Genomic DNA, 19,844 nt, shown 5'->3' on the forward strand with positions numbered 1-19,844 from the left:
TATACTTCGATAGCCATGTCGTCGTCTCTAATCTTCCGCGTCGAACTCAATCGCGTCGGCGTAATCTCTGCTCTCATCTAATTCAGATTTTCGAGTCAGGCTGTCTATATCCAAAAGCCGGTTGATTTTGTCGATATTTGCAATTGCCGCGGAGCTTTTGCCATCCTCCATCCTGATTGCGTCATGCATCTTTCCTTTTGAAAAGCCTTTTGCGATAACGTAAATTTTTTGCGTTATCAGGTTTGTTGATTCATTGAAATTATTTCTGTATATACTCCCTCCTTGCATGGAAATGTACTGACCGTCCGTTATTGATATGCCGCTTTTGTAATTATCATAACACCTCAGGTCTATGCCGTTTTTTCTTGTTAAAATGCACAATACCGTATTGTCCACCCTAAGGACAAACGCTGATGTCCAAGTATTGCTTTTTGGCTTGAGCCGACGAAATCCACAATCGAGCAGGTGAGCCATTAGGTCATTTAATTTTAGCGCCTTTTTCATTTTTCACCATGCTGCTCGTATCCCAATAACGAGACGTTGAATTATTATCCTCACCAGTCCGTGGAAGCCAGACTGCAAGATAGCCAGAACCAGCACCCTCCGGGCGATTGAATGATTATTAGCAGGTTCACCCCTCGTTGACCGGGGATGCTCCTGATGCAAGCAGTATATTAGGCCGCCTCAAGCGAAGATACCAATTTATCATAATCATCTTTGCCGTGAAGAATAAACAGGCCTTCAAGGTTGTCGCGAGGGGAACGCTTGAGGAGTTCCAACTTCTCGCTATCTGACCCGAAAGCCATGACTCGATTTGCTTCTGCTTTCTGCTCTTGTTTTGCAAGGTCTCGCTCTGTTGGCTCCGGGACCGCGAGTATCCGGCCATAGTCCAGGGCGGCACGAGAAGCATGGAGACTTCCGCCCTTTAGGTCAGACTGAACCATAACCACGCCTCTCGCGAGGCCAGCCTGGATGCGGTCGCGCTTAACGAAATTTGGGGGAATCGGGTCAACCCCAAAGGCGTACTCGGTAACAAGGGCGCCGCCCCTATCCAGTATCTCGGCCGCCAGCCTCTCATGCTGCTTCGGTGTGACCGTATGGAGCCCGTGAGCCAGCACAGCAACCGTATGGCCAAAACGGTCCAGTGAAGCTCGATGAGCAATGGCATCGCAGCCAGTAGCTAGGCCACTAACAATGCTCCATCCGTTTTCAGATAAGTAGGTCGTGATTCGCTTGGCAATAATCCCGCCATGCTCAGTTGGTTGCCGGGTACCTATTACCGCAACTGATTTCAGCGGATTCGGTGGCCATTGACCCTTGATGTACAAAAAGAATGGACTGTCTGCCGTGTCCTTGAGTAGCTTAGGAAAGTCGTCATCTAGCACACTCACAATTCGCGCGCCAGCACGTTCGCACGCTAAGATATCCTTCTCGGCGGCCATCGCTGCGGCCTCTAAAGCACCTGTTGGAAGAAGCGCTTTGGCGAGCTTTGAATTTCGAATTGCGAGGTCAAATATAGAAGCCGTCAGAAAATCGCGCTCGGCAGCCAAACTCCGTAGGGTTGCGGGACCGACCCCCTTTAGATTTACGAGTGTAAGGAGTTTGTTGTTAAGTTCCGTGAGCATGATAGTTAAGAAATCGTATGTGCCAGCGCTAAGCAATGGACATCGTCGGCGCCTGCCTTTCGCAGGTACCGACTAGCGTAATAGAAGGAAGCGCCTGACGTAACTACATCATCCAGGACAAGCACCGTCCGGCCTTTCACCGCAGCCTTGTTCGCAACGAATAGGTGGTCCCGCACATTCAGAAAGCGCCGCTCTCGGTCCAAAGACTTGTTTTTGACTGCTCCTTGGCGGTATTCCAAGACTCCGTTATAGATACTGATGTTTAGCTCTCGGCGCGTATGCAAGCGGTCCCGTATTCGACCAAGTAGTTCTATCAGACGGCCAGAACCGGCGTTATTCTCCGGGTCTGGACGGGAAGGAATTGGGCAAACTACAAGTTGACCATCCCATGGAAGTAATTTTTCTGAGTAATTCCATACATACTCAGCGCAACAGTCAGCCCATGTGTCCGGATAGGGCATTCCATCCTTTGCGTTTAGAATGGCAGTGGTGAGCGTGTCGCGCCGTTCGAAATAAGGAAAGTTTGCAGTGGCTGTTGTTGGAAAGTAGCGGCCCAAGGCATGAACTTCAACCCAGTTTAGTGCGATGTCTTTATCAAGGTCGTTGAAATGATTGCGGACATCAACCCGCATCGGAAGCTCTTGGCCAATGCCATTTACACCTGCAATCCACGCCTCGAGGGCGGGCAAGAAACGGCTAGGCTCAAGAATTAGACTCATCAGGTCCATAGCGTCATCTAGCTTTGCATCCGGCATCTGCGCCAATGCCCGATAATGTTCATTCCTTTTGACATTGTCTCGTTTGAGAGCCAAAGGTCCCCATCCCCGATTGAACAAAACGGCATGAGCTCCGGCATGGTAGGCGGCGAGCAAGTCTCGCCAGTCGTCGCCAATAAATGCGACTCGCGCCATATCTTCCACGCCAGTGGCCAATGCTGCCTTGAAAATACCGTCCGGTTTAGGCTTCGTGCGCCCAAGGACATCCTCAAACGTGATAATGCAGTCCCAGTGAATATTTGGAAAGCAGCATTGCAGAAGTGATACTGCATACGATTTGGGCGCCCTTGTGAATACCCCCAAGCGCAACCCGGGGAAATTGCTTCGTAGATTGAGTAAAAGTTCTTCAGGAATTAGGTGGACCAGTGTTCGCGCCTCGCTCAGCAATCGCTCGTAGTATCCTGCGGCTTGTTCCCCGAGATTTTCTCGGTTTCGGAAGGATTCAAGGTGTCCGCTTTCAAGCAGGGTGTTGTCGAGGTCAAACAGCAGCAGGTCAAACTGTCTCAGATGGTTAAGCCCGCCGTTTCCGATGTCTGGATGTGACGTGACTACATCTTGCCCATCCAGCCGTCCCTGCCTCTGGTCCCATATATCCTCTTCGTCCGCCTCTCCAGAGGTTCTCAGAGTCTCCTCTTCCCCATACACAGTCTTTAATGCTTGGATGTGCTCCGGCGCTAGATGGAGGGCCTCAAAGAAGCCCGAGGTGAACTCGTCAATTGTGTACGGAGCCTGACCACGACCGGCGCCTGTAGCCGCACTCACCCAAAAGATGGGGCCGCCTGGCCAAGGGCATTCATCGACGTGGTTGACTCGAAGCTCCTGGCCATTCTTCGTAGAAATTCGTGCCCCTATAAGAACCGACCATGGTAGGGTCGTCTTGTTTCTTATCACCCATTCAGCGCCGAGACTGTCCGCCATCATTTTCTTGCCCCCGACGTCGCGTCGTTACATCGAGATATAGTTGTTCAGAATTGACCTTGCCGCACCAGTATCGCTCCTGCCTAACGCATATGGAATCCACAATAAGTCATAGCGCGCTGCGGACTCAGAACGGCGGGTCATCTTCGTCGAATGCAGGTGGTAGATAGGAGTCAGATTTGATTGGTTGTCTTGGTGTCGCCGTGGGTGACGCGCTGTGCCCCTTGAAGGAGGTGCCGGCTGTGGTGTCTCGCTTACCAAGCATTTGCATCTCATCCGCCACTATCTCGGTGGTGTAACGGTCCCCGCCGTTCTGACCCTGCCATTTTCGCGTACGCAGGCGGCCTTCGACGTACACGGAGGCCCCTGCCGTTAGGTACTGACCGGCAATCTCCGCCAGTTTGCCGAAGAACACTACTCGATGCCACTCGGTTTGCTCCTTCTTCTCTCCGGTGCTCTTGTCCTTCCAGCTGTCACTGGTGGCCAGCCGTATTGTGGTGATTTGCCCGCCACTTCCAGTTGCTTGAACCTCTGGCGCCGCACCTAGGTTGCCGACCAAGATGACCTTGTTGATGGATGCCATGCGACCTCCCTATTGAAAGTCGCTAACATAGGGCCGGCATAAATACTGGTCCAGAAAAACCGTAGGGGAAAAATGAGAATAGCGCGAGACGTTTTGGCCGACTGGGTGCCCAGTGCTGACGACAGCCCACTTTCCGCTGACCTCATTCCTTCTAGGGATTACCGCGGCCTGAACATGCAGGACACCCAGCTGCGTGTCTGGCTGCCCGACGGCGCAAAGCAAGCGCTGACTGAGATTGGAGACCGCGTTGGGGCGTCCTACACCGTGTATCTATCGGAATTCTTTGCCACGTATCTCTACGGGTACCACGAGCTGTTGAAGATGCGCGACACCCGAACGGGGCTATACGAACCCGTTTCAGCGGAAGTCGAAGAATCCGAGGAAGAGGAAGCGCCACCGCCAGAGGATGAGCTCGGTCCGGAATACGACGACCCAGAGCCTGAGATGGGGAAGAACATCTTCGCGCTGAAGATATTCATGTCAAATAAAATGAAGGACGGCCTGCAACAGAGGGCCAACCGGGCGCAGGTGCCACTTGGGCGCTTCGCGCGAGCGCTGATATGCGCCCATCTATTTGGACGAGATGTCGGGCCGAGGCGCTTGCTGGGCTGGTCGCGTTCCAATGAGTGATGGCGCGCTATCGGCGACTACCGCTTTGCGGCTCGCCACCGACAGACCGCTGAGCATTGAACTGCGGACTGTCGGCATTCGTCACGGCCAGTGACCGCAAAGGGTTTATCCGGCAGTGCGGTCTGTCACCCCCACCACCCCAAGATTAGACAGGCGAGCTGCGGAGCGTCACGTCGATGAGCAGCCGGTGCAAACGCAAGCGCCACCACCGACGGCATTTTCTGCTCACCCTCCAGGACCTGGTCGCTGTCCGACAGAATTGCGGCCACGAGCATGCGATACATCGCCTCAGCGGAGAGTTCCATCCGCCTTGTGACCTCTTTGGCCGGCATCCCGGCCTCCAGCAACCGATGAGCTGATACCAACTTCGAGTTGCCCATTAACCGCCTCCTTCCGTCAGCCTTTCCGCGTGCAGGAGCCGCCGTCATCGGCGCAGTCTTTCGTTCTTGGGCGCGGTCAAATTGTTCAGATTCGAAGTCCTCGCCTACAGCGACGTTCACCTATTGCGGCACTGCCTCTTGGCTTCCAGCCAGTAGACGGCCTCCCCGATAACCGCGACGCTGCCCGATATCACGACCGACGTTGCCGTAACGGCGCCAGCGAGAACCAGCAAGGCGGCGCAACCTTCGTCTTGGCAACCGACAAACGCTTCGACCTGGTGGGGCTTGAGCACCATGTGCCGCTTGGTGATATCACACTCGGCGTCATACTCGGTCGTGGTCACCGGCAGGAACACGCAACCACCGAGGACGATGATAGGCAGTACCATCATTCTCGATAGCACTCGGTCTCTTGTATTCATCTGCTCTTGGCTGGCTCGAGAAACTTCCACCGTTTCGTCACACCGAACAACACTCGATGGCTACACAGGCTACGCTTCCTCACTTAAGAGTTCTAGGTAGCCATCGGTGCCGGACATCCCTCGCGCTCCACTTCTCGGAGAACTCGTTCGCAAGGAGATTGCCATCGCCCGCAGTACCCGCGAGAAGGAGGCGCCCGACAGCGTATTCCTGGTTGAGCACGACAGCTACATCGAGGCGGTGATACCCCTCTAGCGCAGGCGACAGGGTCTGACTAGGGCAGGACTATCACGGAGGACGACAGGCTTCCCCCGCTAGGCTTTCTCGTGGCCGTTCCACAGATTCGGGACTATGTTGAAATTGCTCCCACGCAATGGCGAGTCCGCATGTGTCCGATGGCAGAAGTTGGAGCGATAGGGCATTTGAGGATTGTTGCGGTCCATTCGGAGCCGGTCTTGCGTGCTGGCAGGAGGGCGAGAAACCCCGTCTTGCTAGAAACAGGAGGACAACAGGCGACGAGGGTAAACCAGTTGGCTTGTAGCCTTCGGTGCAGGCATTCCGGTGAATCCGGATTCTTTCAGCGCAATCGCAAATACATGCGAGCGTGCGTCAAGGCGTGGGGCAATGAGTACAGTATCCAGGCATTGCTTGGACATTTTTTTTGTATCACGCGGAAGCTTTACTCGGCACTCTCAAACTTCACGTCGAGCGCCACGTCCGGATGGTCACCGCCAATCGATGTCGGCCAACGCGATATCGGAGTATGGGTCGCCCACAAGCATAAGGTTCACTTGCGTCGGCTTCGGCCAACCGGCGCAGCAGGCCCGGTCTGCCTCGTACCCTGCCACTCGCCACAAATCGGCCAGGCGCCCCTCATCTTCTGTGATGGATTCCCAGTCGCCTTCTTGTTTGAACTCCGCGTGTGCGGCCGCCCAAGGGTTTACACGTGCATTCTCGAATACAGCCCATGCAGCCGCCTCGCCGCGAGCAATTTCTTCATCGGTCGCGCCTTCGGCGAAAACTTTGAGCTCCATGCCAAATTCTTGCATTGTGAAATTCCTCCATCATCACATCGGAGCAGCATCGATGAGTTCCACCGACGGTGGATGCATTAATCGGGCGGCGTCGGTAGGCGAGCCGGAGAGCCACGTCTGAACGTCGGCGAGCTCGATGCCCACGACGCTGCGCTTGTCCTGTTGGTCGGAAGGTAAGCGCGGGTCGGGGCGGTGCATGCGTGACATCACGGGATGCGCGTCCGCATTGATAGTGAGCATCGTGTAACTCTCGATGACCTCGCCGGTGCTCTCGTCCAGCCACGCATTCCAGAGGCCAGCCAATCCCCAGGGTGCTCCGTCAGCACGGCGGAATCTCCACCAGACGTTATGCCCGCTCTCCCAGCAGGGCTCGCCGAACGAGAAGGCCGGAATGATGCAACATCTTCCCTGCGCCCACGACTGCTTGTACGAGGCCTTGCTGGATATCTCCTCGAAACTGGCGTTGTTGGTCGAGTACGATAACTTCGAGGTCTTAGCGAACCACGGGATTAGTCCCCACTGCCCGACGACCAGCTCGTATTCGGCTGCGGCTGTCCGTGGGCGGATGAATGGGCCGAGCGCACGCGGGAAGATTTCGAGCTGAATCGGCCATTGATTGCGTCGGCCGATGTGCCAGAAACGCTCCATCTCCGCTTCCTCGGGAGACACGTATCTATTGCACATACCACGTACCTCAGGGCTGAGCTAAGGAATTGCCAAGTTGTCGTCGCGCGCAGTGCCCACGGCAGGCGCACAGATTTCATTCGTCCTTTGAATCCACCTGCGCCCGTATCTGGTTCGCCTCCGAAACTCGTTCAAAGCCATTGTGACTGGTCCAGCGGGGCGGAATTCCACACTTCGGCGCGTACATCTCCGCACCTCGAGCTTCCTGGCCGCGCAAACGTCTCAAGTTGCGCTCAATTGCGAACCCGCACCAGCCACTCCTGCACGACTCCCTTTTCTCCGACGCGCTCATATCCACGCCAGCGTAGAGTCCCACCTTGAGCGCCAACAAGCACTGGCTCATACAGCTCGATGGGAGCAAACCCGCTTGACCATGGATTCCTCACGCGCAGACGCTTTGGCCCATGTGCGACGTCGAGAACAAAGTCTCCGGTGTGCGTCGGCTGCCGATTCGCTTCTTCCGGTGACAATCTGACGTCGTCTTACCTTGCCAATAGAGCGCCGGGAACGGGATGGTGTGCAAGAGTCTGCACCACCCCTGAATCCTCGTGACGGGAGGGACGCCATGTGCATCGGCGCGGCCGTGCCGTATGGCACCGACCGTGCACGCCCCCGTTCGTCTGAACACCGTCGACCACCCGCGACCACCCGCGACCACCCGCGACCACCCGCGACCACCCGCGACCACCCGCGACCACCCGCGACCACCCGCGACCACCCGCGACCACCCGCGACCACCCGCGACCCGCGTCCTGAGTAGCCGATGGCCTGACCAAAGGCTATTATGTATATAAATTTACAGTAGTTGGCGTTCCCTAGAACCTTCCGGATGCCGCATATCACTACACAGCGTTACCGGAGTTGAACCATGACTGTCGTGCACCATATTTGTCCACAATGCCATAGCCCTGTGCCTGTCGCTGGCTTCGAACCGACGATGGTTTCAACCACCGAGTGTTTGGTCTGTCCGCGTTGCGATGGGCTCATCCCGTTGAGGTCATTGCTCGCCGGACAACCCGACTCGGCCGCCACCAAAGCACGAAACCGGTCGTCCGTGAAGAACCCCGAGCTTGCTGTCGAACAATGAGTGGAGCGCAAGTTACGCCGGCTGTGGTGCCCATACCTAGTGGCGGCGGGCTGTCTGCCCTCTGGGCAACCAAACTGCCATTCGTCCCGTGCCTCATTCCCCTGGGTTTGTCGCCGGTTGCTGCGGGCTTTCCGTCGCCGGCAGCCGACTACGAGGACCGGCGCCTCGATGTCTCCGAATACCTCATCCGCAATCCGGTCTCGACCTTCTTCTTTCGCGTGTCCGGCGATTCCATGGTCGATGCTGAAATCTTCGACGGTGACATGCTCGTTGTGGACCGCAGTGTGACGCCGCAGCACGGGCACATCGTCGTTGCCTTCCTGCGTGGGGAGCGCCTAGTCAAGCGACTGGAGAAGCGGGGAGAACGCGTGGTTCTGTGTTCCGCAAACCAGGCCTACCCTGATTTCGAAGTCCGAAGCGGGGATGAGCTTGCCGTCTGGGGTGTCGTAGTCGGCAAGTTCAAGCGCTTTCTGTAGTCATCCTGACGATTCCCCGTATCCGTTCCGTGAAGATGACGGTATTCGCGCTCGTTGATGCGAACAACTTTTACGCGAGTTGCGAAAAGCTGTTCGACCCGCGCCTCGCGGGCAAGCCGGTCGTGGTTCTGTCGAATAACGACGGCTGCGTGGTCGCGCGCTCGGCCGAAGCCAAGGCCTTGGGCGTGCCCATGGGGGCCCCGTGGCACCAACTGCGCGAGCTGGCTCGCCGCGAGGGTATCGTCGCCTGCTCGTCCAACTACGCGCTGTACGCGGACATGAGCAATCGCGTCGTCGAGGTGCTCGGGCAGTTCTGCCCGGCACTGGAGGTGTACTCCATCGACGAATCCTTCCTCGACCTGAAGGGGTTTGCGGTGCAGGACCCGGAACGGCTGGCAGGGTACGGTCGGCAGATACGACGAAGGATTCGGGACTGGTTGGGTTTGCACGTCTGTGTCGGCATCGCACCCACCAAGACGCTTGCCAAACTGGCCAACCACTGCGCGAAGAAGGGCGTCGCGGGAGCCGACGGCGTGTGTGATTTCGGAACTATGACTGACGGGGAGCTAACGTCCCTGTTCCAACGGATTCCGGTCGACGAGGTATGGGGTGTGGGGCGCAAGATTGCCCTTCGGCTGGAAGACATGGGTATCAAGACCGTCCGCGAGCTACGCGACGCTGACCCCAGCACCATTCGGGGCCGGATTTCCGTCGTGCTTGAGAGAACGGTGCGGGAGCTGCGCGGAGTCTCTTGTCTTCCTCTGGATGAGTTGGCCCCGGCCAAGCAGCAAATCATGAGTAGTCGCTCCTTTGGCCAGTATGTGTATGAGCTATCCGAACTCAGCGAGGCGGTAGCAAGCTACATGGGCAAGGCGGCCGAGAAACTACGCGCGCAGAACTCGGTTGCTGGGGCGGTACAGGTCCATATTCGGACGAACCCGTTCAAGCCCAACGAGCCGCAGTACCAGCGAACGGTGACCGTTCCGTTGCCGAGCCCGACGTCCGACACGCGCGAATTGACCGGGCGCGCGCTTCGCCTGCTCGACGACATGTACAAGCCAGGCTTCGCCTATCAGAAGGCTGGGGTGATGCTCTGCGAGCTCCAATCCAAGAGCGTTGTGCAGGGACGCCTGTTCTCAAACCCCGCGGCGGCCGAACAGTCAGAGGCAGTGATGCGTGCGATGGACTCCATCAACGCGAAGTGGGGAAGGGGAACACTCCGTTCGTCTGCTGAGGGTATGGTCAAGGGCTGGCAGATGCGTCGGGGCAACCTGTCGCCGGCGTACACGACCTCCTGGGAGGACGTGCCGTGCGTGCGGGCCATTTAGGTGCGACGACGATTGCGTTCAATGCGACGGCACGGGGTGTCTAGGCTACTCCGCGTTTCCCTCGCCCCGATTCGCGCTGGGCAACCTTTTCAAGGAAATGCCGCTCCAACTCGTCCGCGTTGTCACCGTAATGGGCTTCACGGTGGTGATTGGCGCAGAGTGCAATGACGTTGTGGGGCATATCAGGGCCGGTTTGGGCCAAGCCGATGATGTGATGAGCCTCGAGATACGGCTCCCCGGATGCCTTCCTGAATGCCGTAACCCCACAGTACTCGCATTTCCCCTGGGCGCGCCGAATCACATAGTCCCTGACAGTGCCATCTCTCCTGAAGCCGTTTGTTCGACCAATAACCCGGTCAGGTGCAGGATTCCCCCCAGGAGCGCCAACGTCGTCCACCGCGTAGGGGACAGGTTGAATGTCTTGGGCTACCGGTCCAAGCCTAGCGGCGGCTGTCGCCGCCTCGCCACGGACGTATGCGACAAGTCCGTCTGGTTCATCGACAAACTCTAGAACCAGTACAACCTCTCTCTCAAAGCGACTGCGCGCACGATTGTCGACCCCGGATTTCTTCGGATAGCAGAGAACGCCAAGGGCTTCCATGTTTTCTTTTCGAGCCGTCGTGATGTTCCGCCATAGTTCCCGTCCACCGTTCTTTTTCATCCACGGCCTCTCGGTGCCGTTGGGCCAGAACATGTAGCGCCCATCGACGAGTAGGTCCGCCCAGACGGTAAACACTGCTCTCGTCCGCCGTGGTGAGATGGCGGACCAAGACCATCGTAGATTGGTCAGCGGGCAATCCAGCTGCTCGCAGAATTTTCCGAATGTTTCCTTCTTGCTCACGATAATGTCCTCGAACATCGGTGGCAGAGCGAATCCTCAGTGCGGGTGGTGACTGCCTGGGCAAAGTGGTATCGGCTTGCGGTCGGGGCTGCTAGAGGTTGTACGTGACGTTTCCGTCCAGGATGGTGAGCAGCCCGCGGCGCCGCATCTCCTGAAGGAGCTTCTTGAGATTCGCATCCGAGATGGGCTGGTTCGTGCGTTGTTTGATGAGTGCCTGAATGGTGCTGGTCAAGGTCGCTTCCTTGCGGGGCCGCGAGTTTCCGCGTTTGCGCAGGTCTGCGAGCACAAGTGCTATCCGGTCCTGCTGCGTCTTGCTGACCGTAGGGGACGCGGTCGGCACGGAACGGGCGCCCTCCACTGGCAAGGGGGGAGCAGGCGCTTTGAGCAGACTGCCGCTATCGCCGTCCGGAGCCTCGGGCGTTTCCTCGGCCGATGGTGCGAGCGGGGAGAGGGCGGGAGCGGGGACCTGCTCGCGATTCTTCGGGCATCGAAAATCGCCGTGTTGGTTCAATACAATCTGGATTTTCTCTTTTATCGATTTCGAGCCAAGAAGGCTGTTCAGCGTGCGGCAGCACGCTACGCAGTTGTCCTCGCCATTCGTCCCGCCATTCGCGCTGGCGACGAGATGCTCGATAGAGGCCTCTGCACGAGGTAGAGGCTGTTTGCAGAAGAAGCAAAGGCCCCCTTGGACGAACAGAAGGCGGTCGAGATGTGGGGTGCTCATGCCGTGATTCTATGAGCACTCCTGCATGTCATCAATCGCAGCCAAGCGTGGAGGGCCTCTACGGGACGCGGGAAGGTCACGAAGTGGCGCCGGTCGCTACCCTTATCTCTACCGCGGACTGGGAACTCAATGCAGTGGTCCTTTCGGATTCGTCCCCACTGGCGGACGGCGTGGCCGACAGGCAGGAGTGGCTCGTCTGTCGCGCCGCTTACTATAAATTTCTGGCAGGAACTACGCCGACTTGCCAAGAATAATCTAAGTTAAAACAGTGCTTTACACTAATTGTTGTGCTTCCGTTGCAGCTTCGCCAAGAGCATACTGTGCTCAGCGATGGGGGAGGGGAGGCGATGCTGCAAACAGATGTGGATGTGACGGGGGTAGGGGCAGAGCGGTGGCAGCGGCGGATTGAAATCGCGAACGCCCGACGTGCCGGATTGGCCTGGGTGACCCGTCGTCTTGCGCGGTGAACTCGGGAGGTCGTGATGATTCGTCAACGGGAGCCGGAGGTTCCGGCGCTCTTCCTCGACTTCGACGGGGTACTGCACCCGGATGAGGTGTATCGCGTCGGCGGCAAGATTGTCTTGCGGCAGGATGGGGTGAGTCTGTTCGAGTGGGCTCCGGTGCTCGAAGACCTGCTGGCTCCTTACCCCGCGCTTCAAATCGTGCTGTCCACGAGTTGGGTGCGCGTGCTCGGCTTTGATGTTGCTTGCAGCTGGCTGAATGAGGGGCTGCGTAGCCGCGTTGTCGGCGCGACATGGCATCGTCACGGACCCCGCGGGTGGGAATACCTGAGTCGCTTCGAGCAAATCCATCGTAATGTCGAGAGGCACCATCACGCGCGGTGGCTCGCGATTGACGACAGCGGCGACAGCTGGGCCGATGAGCACCGCGAGCGGCTGGTACTGACCGATTCGATGCTTGGCCTCGGGTCTGTTACGGCACAAGACGAACTGCGTGAAAAGCTTGAGTGGCTGCACACATGACGACAAAAGCGGATTTGTCGGCAACAAGGGGCGCCTGGGACGTGCGTCTGCACATCCTTTCGGACCTACACCTCGAGACCGGGTCAAGGCAGCTCGACGGATATGCGCTGCCCGATTGCGATGTGGTCATCGCGGCGGGGGACATACACGCCGACGTGAATCAGGCCGTGGCATGGCTGGCCGCGCTTGGTAAGCCTGTCGTGTATGTCCTCGGCAACCATGAGCTATGGGGCAGCGCTGACCCGAGCAGTGTGCCCCCGCTCCCGGATTTTGCTGACACGATTGCGCGCGCGAGAGCGATTGCTCGCGGGACGGACGTCCATGTCCTGGAAAACGACGCCGTCGTGATTGACGGTATCCGCTTTCTTGGGACGACGTTGTGGGCCGATTTCGGTGGCGGGCGACTCTATGCCGCAGCCCGTTCGATGCGCGGCGGCTGGCGCCTGCGCAACTACGCCTGCATCGGCGCAGAACAGTTCTACCGCGACCCGGCCAATGCGAAAACCGTCGCGGCAATACGTGCCGAGGACCCGGAGTCGGTCGAGCGCGAGGCGTTGCACCCCCGCATCGCTCATCTGCTGCACCAGCAGGCCCTCGATTTTCTGTCCGAGTCCCTGCATGAGCCATTCGACGGACCGACTGTCGTCGTTAGCCACATGGCCCCGCACTACGACAGCCTGACACGTTCGGGGCTCGATTCGCGGTTCCTGACGCTTGCGGCATGGGTCGAGCCCGAACGAGAGGCGCCGTTGCACCGCGTGGCGGAGTACGCATCCGACTTGTCCCGGACGCTGCGGTGGAGCGCCTCGCGCATTGACCTTTGGGTGCATGGCCACGTCCATGCGGCGCTCGACTACGCAGTCGAAGGCGTGCGTGTAGTGTGCAATCCTGCCGGGTACCATCACGCGCCGGTCGTCGGGTTTACGCCGAGCAAGGTTGTAGCGCTCAAGGAGGGCCTCGCGGCGTGTTTACGTCGCGACGTGGAGCCGGTCATCGAGGACCTGAGGGAAATCCAGGACGAGGCGCGCGAGGTGGCGCGGGCGCTCTCCGAGGCTTCGTCGGTCACCCAACGTTGCGTGCAAAGGGTCTTTCATGAGCGATGTGAGCGCTTCACCAACTTGGCGTCAGGTACCTTTGCACGGATGTCGCGCCAAATGGGCGATTCGTGGTCAGGGGGCGGCTGGAATTTTCCTCAGCTTCTGACCGGAGAAACTGTTCCGCTGCCGTTTCCGCGCCTACCGCTGGTGGGGCCAGGTTCATTCGACACCGCTGCTCGACCTTCGGTGAAGGGCGAAGGGGGAGAAGTGTTGGCGCAGATGGCCCGCGCTATCGAAGTACTGTCCGAATACCCGGAGGCTGTCGGCCGACTGCAGCTCAAGGTCCAGGTGCGGGTCGCAGCTATCGTGGAGGCCCTTGAGGAGGCTGGTGGCCGCGTCACAATTACGGGGCCCGTGGCTCGACCACGGTGGCGCTGCGCGCCGCACGGGAGCCACGCGATAATATTCGTACAAGGTATATCCACAACCCAGAGGGATGAGTGGGTGCAGCGCGCGGACAGGATTGCGAACCCGGAAGGCGTGCCCCGCCAGGTTCTTGTTGAGATGTATTTCAGGGCGCCACCGGAGCTTTAATGGCGACGAGGGGTGTTACTACGCAGATGACCCATTTGCTTTCTTTTTAGTTGGTTATATTGCGGCCGTAGGAGGTGTTCGCCGACTGGGAAGCTGCCTTCACTGCGTTCGTCGCTTCACACACACGAACCGCAGGAGTGGAACTACCAAGATATTTAACTGGTTTTTTGGTGGCCTTCTTACCAGACGCTTAGAGAAATACAGCAGATGTGGCTTTAGACGGTTGGGGGATGCAACGCGTCCCCCGGTCTATCTTCTAAGAGCTTGGAAGGCTCTTAGAAGATGGGAGATAATTTGGAAGGTATACCCAAACTTCTTACTTTTGCTTCGATGAAGACTGTAAGATAGCCCATCTTTCAAGTTTCTTAGAAGATAGTTAGAAGATGGCCTCCTCCCGCCGCAACCTCCCCTCCGAAATTCTCGAGTACCTGGGCCAACAGCTGGCCGCCGGCCAGGCAGAGAGCTCCCCAGAAGCCATTACAACGGCGCTCGACGCCCCGCGCTCGACGGTCAATTATCATCTGGCCCGGATGATTGCAGAGGGTAGCATCCAGAAACGATATGGCGGTCCAGCAACTCGGTATGCGCTCCCTGGGCAGGCAGCCGCAGCCATACCGCCCCCCCCAACCGGTCAGCCGGTCCTGCCGGCCGGCAAGGCATTCCAGTTCTCGGCCGGGCAGCAGCCACTCATTGAGAAGCTCACCGCTCCCATCGGCACTCGAAAGCCGGTGGCCTATCAGCGCTCGTTTGTGGAGGACTACGTCCCCAATCAATCGGCGCTCATCCCGCCGGCGAAGGCACTGGAGCTTTTCGAGAAGGGACGCACGCCAGGACAGCAGCCCGCAGGCACCTATGCCCGAAAGGTACTCGAGCAGCTCCTGATTGACTTAGCTTGGCACTCCTCCCGTTTGGAAGGGAACCGGAAAAGCATGCTCGATACGAAGGCGCTGTTCGAGCGGGGACGGTCTCCCGGAGATGACGAAGAGGCGCTGATGCTCCTGAATCACAAAGATGCCATCGAGTTCGTGGTCGATGAGGTACCCCATTACGGCATCCGGGACGTCGTTGTGCGAAACATCCAGAGCTTGTTGATGAACGGGCTCCTGCACAATCCGGATGCCCTGGGCAAAGCACGGAACACCGTGGTCACCATTACGGACTCCGTCTATGTGCCCTTGCAGGTGCCGCAACTCCTGGACGAGATTCTGGCCAACATCGTCGATAAGGTCTGCCATATCAAAAACCCTATCGAAGCGGCATTCTTTCTCTGGGTGAATATTGCCTACTTGCAGCCCTTTGAAGACGGTAACAAGCGCACCAGTCGCCTGTGCGCGAACCTGCCTTTGTTGCTACAGAACTGTGCCCCGCTCTCCTTCATGGCCGTCGAGCCGGCCGACTACGCGCTTGCGGTGCTGGCCATATATGAGCAGCAGGATGTCTCTCTTGCGGTCGAACTCTTCGAATGGACCTATAGTCGGTCCATCGACAAGTACGCGGCCATCCTCGAAGCGATGGGCGGCCCCGACCCCTTCCGTGTCAAATACAGGGAGTTGCTGGGGGACGCTGTGCAGCAGGTCGTGGCCAGCGCTGCGGCGGTCGCCAACCTTGTGCCCACCTTGGGCATCGACCCCGCGGACCTAGACAAGTTTGCCCAACTGCTGCGCGAAGAGCTCCAGCACCTGGAGACCTACAACTGCGCACGGTATCGGCTGGGTCTCGCGCTCACAGACAAGTGGATTGCCGCTGGCCGACCTGGGCTGTGATGTTGTATCCCCTATAAGGCGACTGTTTCAAATGCACAAAGGTAGTTCGCCCAAGCTGAACCCATGTTTGGGTCAGTTGCGTAGTAATACCCGCGACGAGCGTCAGGGAACTGCGCTAAGCGTTGCTGCACCCGGTTCCGGGACCTGGCAACGCCGCGGGTGCAACGGAGGATACCCGGCCCGAAGAACTCGATGTGGGTCACATCATGAAGACAATTACGAAGCAGGACGTGGTGACTGAACTCGGGATTTCCGACCGCACGCTGGAGAACTGGATGCGACAGAAGAAATTTCCCACGCCGGTGAAATTCGGGAAGTGCGGACTGCGAACCGCCGAGTAGCACAGAGTCGGGCGTTCGAGACGCAACTCAGTTTTCAGAGGGTTTAGCCGGCGATATGCCCTGCGGCTGTGCTTGGGTTGAGGCATTGAGCCAACGCGCGGGGAGCTCGCGGTTCGCCCCAGCGGTTGAGCCCGCAGCTGGCCGCGCGCCTGTCCTTGGGTGTGGTATCACGAAGTATCAGCGGGTTTGATACCTTGAGGCGGGACTGTGAGGGCGCCTCAAGGCTCTGACATTGAAGAGGATTTCAGCCCTAAGTGTGCAGTCGTGTGAGCGAGCCTGCAGACGGCACAAAGCCGCCATGAGGCGGCCTAGAGTTAGCCTGGAATTTGGCTCAACGCGTGCGGCTTGTACGCTTGCCTTCGAGCCTCTCGTAGCGTTGCTCGTCGGTCTCTTGCTCCTTGACGAAGGCGAGCGCGTCGGTTGCAGTGTCGAATGCGCGGAACATCTCGGCGGCCTCGTCGTACAGGCGTTACATCCCGTTCGTGCTGGCACGGATGCCGATGCTACGCAGGTCGTCGGCGGCTTCATGCTCGGCGGTCTCTTCCGCGTCTTCCTCTTCCTTGATGCTTAGGCGCACCATCGTCACCATATCGTCCCATGCCATGCCCATGCCCACCACGGCCCAGCCGTACCCCGGGTATCTCTGGTAGCGGACCACGAAGGGGCCGCCAAAGCTATCGGGGTCGTGCGTGTACTCGTCGTCAAGCTCGGCCATAAAGCCCCAAGGGCGGGCCCATTCGTTGAACTCCGAGAGGTGTTCGGCATCCGTCGGTATCAATGGGGTGGCCGCTTGCTCGGCCTCGAGCTTGCCGTACGGCGCGAGCAACATCTCTAGCTTATGGGCCTTGGGCTCAGCGTCGTTAATAGCGGCTGCGGTATTGACGGGGTTCATTGTGGTACCTCCCTGTTTGAGCCCATCGGGCCCGTTGGTCAGCGTAGGACGCTCCTTGGCGTGCCCACGATGTATAGCTAGCTCCATTTGCCGGTTACCTCGGAAGACCGCCTGGGGAGCGGGACCATCCAGACTGGGCTTGAGTGCTGCGTTACCCGACAGGAATTAAGGTACGGGCGCGACCGCGAGTGCACCAACTTTGGCGGTTTTGGCGGCTTGCTCCATTTAAGCTATTTGTTTTCGGGAGATGCGGGGGCACGTATATGCGTAGCATTGGCGAGTTAGCACATAAGCAATAACGCCCGCGGGGCGTTGGAAGCCACATAATGGGGCCGACTTTAGGGAAGATTTTCCGGACGGAAAATATTGCTGGCAGGATTCCACGGGGTACAGCAGCCGTCTTGTTGGCAGAAATCTCGCCTGCGTGGTGGCCCCGCTCGCAACGCCCGGTGCGGCTGGGCGCTGCGAGTATCGATGGGAGGACTATGAGCGAGCCAAATCCTCGACAGACAATCTTCGAAGGTCATTGAGAGTGAGGGCTTCCACGCCAGCGGCCTCGCAGGCATTCCGGAACGCCACGTACAAAGCGGTCGTCGTCGCAAACGGGGCGAAGACGCGCACGCTGTCCTGCTGTGGAAGAGCTGCGAGTGCGCGTACCGTTCGCTCGGACAACGGCAACCTCCACATTGAGCCGTGGTAGTAGCCGACAATATCAGCATGTCTAGCCTCGAGGTCTAGTTGATGCCACTCAAGCATCTGGACCTCACGGACGCGCATTCCCACGTCACGCACAAGTAGAAGCACGGCGCGGAGCCACGGTGCGCGTGTTGAGCGCTCGGCGGCGTCGAGTAGTTTGTCGAATGTGCGCTCATCCAGGATGCCATGGGGGCGCTCAGTAGTCCGCGTCGGGAGGGGAGAGCCTGTCGCACGGCGCGTGGCGATACCGCGCCGGGAAGCAGAGAGGCCGAGGGTGTGGAGGAGCAGTGAATACTCGAGTCCGGCCACCGCGGGTCGAACGTGGCCGAAGCGTTGTTGGAGCCAGGTTGCGAGTTCGGCAACGGTGAGAGCCGCAAGCGGAATCGATGCAAGTGAAGTGCGCCGAAGGGATGCCAGGTGTTCTTGCGTGACTCGAGCAGCTTGCACGGTAAGGTTCGGAGGCAACTTGTTGGCGAGTTGTGCAAGGGCGTCGCCGACGGTGACCATGCCGGCTGCGGTGGCCATGGAAAACGGGTGAGGCTGAGAGTCGGGGTGTCGGGCAGTGCTCATGTTTGCATCTCCATGCAGGTGGATAGGCACCTGTATAGGGAATGCGAGCGAAACAACTGACTTGGCGGTTTATCGTGTCGCCGTTTCCATTTGGAAATCATTGCTGTCAAGTAGTGGCAAGTATCGCGGGTTGGACTATTGTCCGCGTCCAATGGAAAGCGTTCGCTCCGGGGCGAAAATCACTTGCCAAGGTTGCTTCCGGTCGAAGACATCATCGTCGGGCTGGCTCTCGATTCGGGAGCTTTGACATAAGGGACGGTGGGGAATGGCGGGGCCAAGTCATACCGTTTCCAGTTGGAAATAATTCTTGGCAGGTGCTGTGTTGCACGCGGGGCAGGGGCGGAGCCGTATCTCGGACGAGCTGCAGAGCTCGGCGACGAACACCTCTCAGGGGTGCGTGACTATTCGGGACTCCGGCCGCGTGCCGAGGAATCCCGGGAATTGACGCTATTAGTAAGTCTCCGCGTCACCACGGAACTTCGCGGGCTTCTGCGGCTACGCCTTCGTCCGATACCACACCAGGGTCGGCATACCGTTACCGAATCGCTCTTTGCGCAGCAGAAATTGCCGTGACTCGTGCAGTAGGTGCCGCCAACCGTTGCACCCGTATCGTCGTGGTCCATGGTCAGGGTGCTCCCGGCCGATGAGCGCCACGGCGTCCTTGAGGAGCGTCCAGCCGTCATTCGCGAGTTTGGTCTCAGCCTCACGCAGCAACCGCACAATAGTACTCGCCTCCCAATGCACACCACCGCCGGGAAGAATGCCGTGGAGCAGCATGTCGATGAACTCGGGCGTCTGCATGAAGGCCGCCGCGCGCTGCTTCGCTTCCATCCCGGTCGTAGCCCAGCCGTGCATCTCGCGGTAGCTCCGGTCGATGCGCTCGTAGCAGTCGTCGAGGTGCCGGTCCGCTTTGACGCAGCCCTCGATGCTCAAAATGTCCTGCACTTCAAGGAAGTGATGCACCAGTTCATTGCGGAGAGCAACCAGGGCCTTGATGTCGGCGACCACTTCAGCATGCTTTTCGGGTGAAAGCTCAATGCAGTGCGTGTGGCGCAGCCAAATCTCATTGGATGTGCCCTGTGGCTCGTCGTCGCTGACACGGTCGGGTTGGCCAAGGGTGGGAGATAGGTAGCCCTGCTCCAGAGCGCCTGCAAGCTGTCCTAAGGTCTTCGTTGATACCTCCGCAATCCGGCGTTCACGAATCGCTTGCAGCTTGCTCAACGGCCCCGCAATCTCCTGCTCTGCCAAGATAGCTTTCGCTAACCGCTCGTACTGCTGAAGCCGAATCAAACATCGACCGAGCTTTCGCTGCACCTCGCGCTGCAAGGCGACCAAGGGTTCAAATACGGATTCAGATAGGTTCACAGTCGCACTTGGGGCTAAGAGACCTGCATATCTTATCGCCTCATGGGCCGCGCACAACGAGCCCCCCATCTGCTAGCTCGTCAGCAGCACGTTAAGT

Annotated in this window: 20 protein-coding genes; 7 read left to right on the forward strand and 13 right to left on the reverse strand. The window is 58.5% G+C overall.

The genetic code is table 11. The features are described 5' to 3' along the window. Positions 1-27: 27 nt before the first annotated feature. From AZKH_RS27210 to ssb, 4 genes are all read right to left on the reverse strand, one after another. The gene (locus tag AZKH_RS27210) at positions 28-504 is read right to left on the reverse strand and encodes a hypothetical protein (RefSeq protein ID WP_015435026.1); all 477 of its coding nucleotides are present in this window, start codon (positions 502-504) and stop codon (positions 28-30) included. 170 nt (positions 505-674) lie between these two features. Then, a complete protein-coding gene (locus tag AZKH_RS06875; protein ID WP_051071746.1) occupies positions 675-1,625 on the reverse strand; it encodes a DNA-processing protein DprA in 951 nt (316 codons plus the stop codon). A gap of 5 nt (positions 1,626-1,630) precedes the next feature. Beyond that, complete coding sequence (locus tag AZKH_RS26740; protein WP_015435028.1) at positions 1,631-3,322, reverse strand: HAD family hydrolase; 1,692 nt, start codon at positions 3,320-3,322, stop codon at positions 1,631-1,633. 124 nt (positions 3,323-3,446) lie between these two features. Beyond that, positions 3,447-3,902 (reverse strand): single-stranded DNA-binding protein, encoded by a 456-nt coding sequence (gene ssb, locus AZKH_RS06885; RefSeq protein ID WP_015435029.1) that lies wholly within the window; start codon positions 3,900-3,902, stop codon positions 3,447-3,449. 93 nt (positions 3,903-3,995) lie between these two features. Between ssb and AZKH_RS06890 the strand changes: the two genes are divergently transcribed. Beyond that, positions 3,996-4,532: a hypothetical protein gene (locus AZKH_RS06890; protein ID WP_041655993.1), complete on the forward strand. Its 537-nt coding sequence runs from the start codon at positions 3,996-3,998 to the stop codon at positions 4,530-4,532. Between the two features lie 125 nt (positions 4,533-4,657). Here the strand turns inward: AZKH_RS06890 and AZKH_RS06895 are convergent, their stop codons facing one another. The 4 genes from AZKH_RS06895 to AZKH_RS06910 form a co-directional block, all read right to left on the reverse strand. Beyond that, positions 4,658-4,912 (reverse strand): hypothetical protein, encoded by a 255-nt coding sequence (locus AZKH_RS06895; protein WP_041655995.1) that lies wholly within the window; start codon positions 4,910-4,912, stop codon positions 4,658-4,660. Between the two features lie 116 nt (positions 4,913-5,028). Continuing rightward, positions 5,029-5,304 carry a hypothetical protein gene (locus AZKH_RS06900; protein ID WP_015435032.1) on the reverse strand — a complete coding sequence of 92 codons (276 nt, stop codon included), beginning with the start codon at positions 5,302-5,304 and terminating at the stop codon, positions 5,029-5,031. Between the two features lie 753 nt (positions 5,305-6,057). Further along, positions 6,058-6,381: a hypothetical protein gene (locus AZKH_RS06905; RefSeq protein WP_015435033.1), complete on the reverse strand. Its 324-nt coding sequence runs from the start codon at positions 6,379-6,381 to the stop codon at positions 6,058-6,060. A gap of 18 nt (positions 6,382-6,399) precedes the next feature. Then, positions 6,400-7,050: an SOS response-associated peptidase gene (locus tag AZKH_RS06910; protein ID WP_015435034.1), complete on the reverse strand. Its 651-nt coding sequence runs from the start codon at positions 7,048-7,050 to the stop codon at positions 6,400-6,402. A gap of 1,083 nt (positions 7,051-8,133) precedes the next feature. Here AZKH_RS06910 and AZKH_RS06920 point away from each other — a divergent pair. Continuing rightward, a complete protein-coding gene (locus AZKH_RS06920; protein WP_051071653.1) occupies positions 8,134-8,613 on the forward strand; it encodes a LexA family transcriptional regulator in 480 nt (159 codons plus the stop codon). Between the two features lie 35 nt (positions 8,614-8,648). Further along, a complete protein-coding gene (locus tag AZKH_RS06925) occupies positions 8,649-9,941 on the forward strand; it encodes a Y-family DNA polymerase (protein WP_041655996.1) in 1,293 nt (430 codons plus the stop codon). A gap of 40 nt (positions 9,942-9,981) precedes the next feature. Here the strand turns inward: AZKH_RS06925 and AZKH_RS26235 are convergent, their stop codons facing one another. Together AZKH_RS26235 and AZKH_RS06935 are read right to left on the reverse strand one after the other, a co-directional pair. Continuing rightward, positions 9,982-10,782, reverse strand: coding sequence for an HNH endonuclease signature motif containing protein (locus tag AZKH_RS26235; RefSeq protein ID WP_172642456.1), 801 nt, complete (start codon positions 10,780-10,782; stop codon positions 9,982-9,984). Positions 10,783-10,873: 91 nt separating this feature from the next. After that, a complete protein-coding gene (locus tag AZKH_RS06935; protein WP_015435039.1) occupies positions 10,874-11,506 on the reverse strand; it encodes an HNH endonuclease in 633 nt (210 codons plus the stop codon). A gap of 482 nt (positions 11,507-11,988) precedes the next feature. Here AZKH_RS06935 and AZKH_RS06940 point away from each other — a divergent pair, with 482 nt between their 5' ends. The 4 genes from AZKH_RS06940 to AZKH_RS27215 all read left to right on the forward strand — a co-directional run bounded on the left by AZKH_RS06940 (position 11,989) and on the right by AZKH_RS27215 (position 16,224). Further along, a complete protein-coding gene (locus tag AZKH_RS06940; RefSeq protein ID WP_015435040.1) occupies positions 11,989-12,489 on the forward strand; it encodes an HAD domain-containing protein in 501 nt (166 codons plus the stop codon). Beyond that, on the forward strand, positions 12,486-14,120 hold the full coding sequence (locus tag AZKH_RS06945) for a metallophosphoesterase (protein WP_015435041.1): 1,635 nt from the start codon (positions 12,486-12,488) through the stop codon (positions 14,118-14,120). Before AZKH_RS06940 ends, AZKH_RS06945 begins: the two co-directional genes overlap by 4 nt. Positions 14,121-14,503: 383 nt before the next feature. Further along, positions 14,504-15,883, forward strand: a complete 1,380-nt coding sequence (locus tag AZKH_RS06950) for a Fic family protein (protein ID WP_015435042.1) — start codon at positions 14,504-14,506, stop codon at positions 15,881-15,883. A 206-nt stretch (positions 15,884-16,089) separates the two neighbouring features. Beyond that, a complete protein-coding gene (locus tag AZKH_RS27215; protein WP_156822057.1) occupies positions 16,090-16,224 on the forward strand; it encodes an AlpA family transcriptional regulator in 135 nt (44 codons plus the stop codon). 469 nt (positions 16,225-16,693) lie between these two features. Here the strand turns inward: AZKH_RS27215 and AZKH_RS06960 are convergent, their stop codons facing one another. From AZKH_RS06960 to AZKH_RS06970, 3 genes are all read right to left on the reverse strand, one after another. Continuing rightward, positions 16,694-17,116 (reverse strand): hypothetical protein, encoded by a 423-nt coding sequence (locus AZKH_RS06960; RefSeq protein WP_041655997.1) that lies wholly within the window; start codon positions 17,114-17,116, stop codon positions 16,694-16,696. A gap of 483 nt (positions 17,117-17,599) precedes the next feature. Then, positions 17,600-18,382 (reverse strand): tyrosine-type recombinase/integrase, encoded by a 783-nt coding sequence (locus AZKH_RS06965; RefSeq protein WP_015435045.1) that lies wholly within the window; start codon positions 18,380-18,382, stop codon positions 17,600-17,602. 495 nt (positions 18,383-18,877) lie between these two features. Continuing rightward, a complete protein-coding gene (locus tag AZKH_RS06970; RefSeq protein WP_231874481.1) occupies positions 18,878-19,603 on the reverse strand; it encodes an OST-HTH/LOTUS domain-containing protein in 726 nt (241 codons plus the stop codon). Positions 19,604-19,844: the final 241 nt, after the last annotated feature.

The sequence above is a fragment of the Azoarcus sp. KH32C genome (assembly GCF_000349945.1).
GTDB lineage: Bacteria > Pseudomonadota > Gammaproteobacteria > Burkholderiales > Rhodocyclaceae > Aromatoleum.

What these genes read in the sequence shown, in the direction of transcription:
- AZKH_RS27210 (WP_015435026.1), bottom strand. Translation starts at nt 504, where the DNA reads ATGAAAAAGGCGCTAAAATTAAATGACCTAATGGCTCACCTGCTCGAT.
- AZKH_RS06875 (WP_051071746.1), bottom strand. Translation starts at nt 1,625, where the DNA reads ATGCTCACGGAACTTAACAACAAACTCCTTACACTCGTAAATCTAAAG.
- AZKH_RS26740 (WP_015435028.1), bottom strand. Translation starts at nt 3,322, where the DNA reads ATGATGGCGGACAGTCTCGGCGCTGAATGGGTGATAAGAAACAAGACG.
- ssb (WP_015435029.1), bottom strand. Translation starts at nt 3,902, where the DNA reads ATGGCATCCATCAACAAGGTCATCTTGGTCGGCAACCTAGGTGCGGCG.
- AZKH_RS06895 (WP_041655995.1), bottom strand. Translation starts at nt 4,912, where the DNA reads ATGGGCAACTCGAAGTTGGTATCAGCTCATCGGTTGCTGGAGGCCGGG.
- AZKH_RS06900 (WP_015435032.1), bottom strand. Translation starts at nt 5,304, where the DNA reads ATGATGGTACTGCCTATCATCGTCCTCGGTGGTTGCGTGTTCCTGCCG.
- AZKH_RS06905 (WP_015435033.1), bottom strand. Translation starts at nt 6,381, where the DNA reads ATGCAAGAATTTGGCATGGAGCTCAAAGTTTTCGCCGAAGGCGCGACC.
- AZKH_RS06910 (WP_015435034.1), bottom strand. Translation starts at nt 7,050, where the DNA reads ATGTGCAATAGATACGTGTCTCCCGAGGAAGCGGAGATGGAGCGTTTC.
- AZKH_RS06920 (WP_051071653.1), top strand. Translation starts at nt 8,134, where the DNA reads ATGAGTGGAGCGCAAGTTACGCCGGCTGTGGTGCCCATACCTAGTGGC.
- AZKH_RS06925 (WP_041655996.1), top strand. Translation starts at nt 8,649, where the DNA reads ATGACGGTATTCGCGCTCGTTGATGCGAACAACTTTTACGCGAGTTGC.
- AZKH_RS06935 (WP_015435039.1), bottom strand. Translation starts at nt 11,506, where the DNA reads ATGAGCACCCCACATCTCGACCGCCTTCTGTTCGTCCAAGGGGGCCTT.
- AZKH_RS06940 (WP_015435040.1), top strand. Translation starts at nt 11,989, where the DNA reads ATGATTCGTCAACGGGAGCCGGAGGTTCCGGCGCTCTTCCTCGACTTC.
- AZKH_RS06945 (WP_015435041.1), top strand. Translation starts at nt 12,486, where the DNA reads ATGACGACAAAAGCGGATTTGTCGGCAACAAGGGGCGCCTGGGACGTG.
- AZKH_RS06950 (WP_015435042.1), top strand. Translation starts at nt 14,504, where the DNA reads ATGGCCTCCTCCCGCCGCAACCTCCCCTCCGAAATTCTCGAGTACCTG.
- AZKH_RS27215 (WP_156822057.1), top strand. Translation starts at nt 16,090, where the DNA reads ATGAAGACAATTACGAAGCAGGACGTGGTGACTGAACTCGGGATTTCC.
- AZKH_RS06960 (WP_041655997.1), bottom strand. Translation starts at nt 17,116, where the DNA reads ATGAACCCCGTCAATACCGCAGCCGCTATTAACGACGCTGAGCCCAAG.
- AZKH_RS06965 (WP_015435045.1), bottom strand. Translation starts at nt 18,382, where the DNA reads ATGAGCACTGCCCGACACCCCGACTCTCAGCCTCACCCGTTTTCCATG.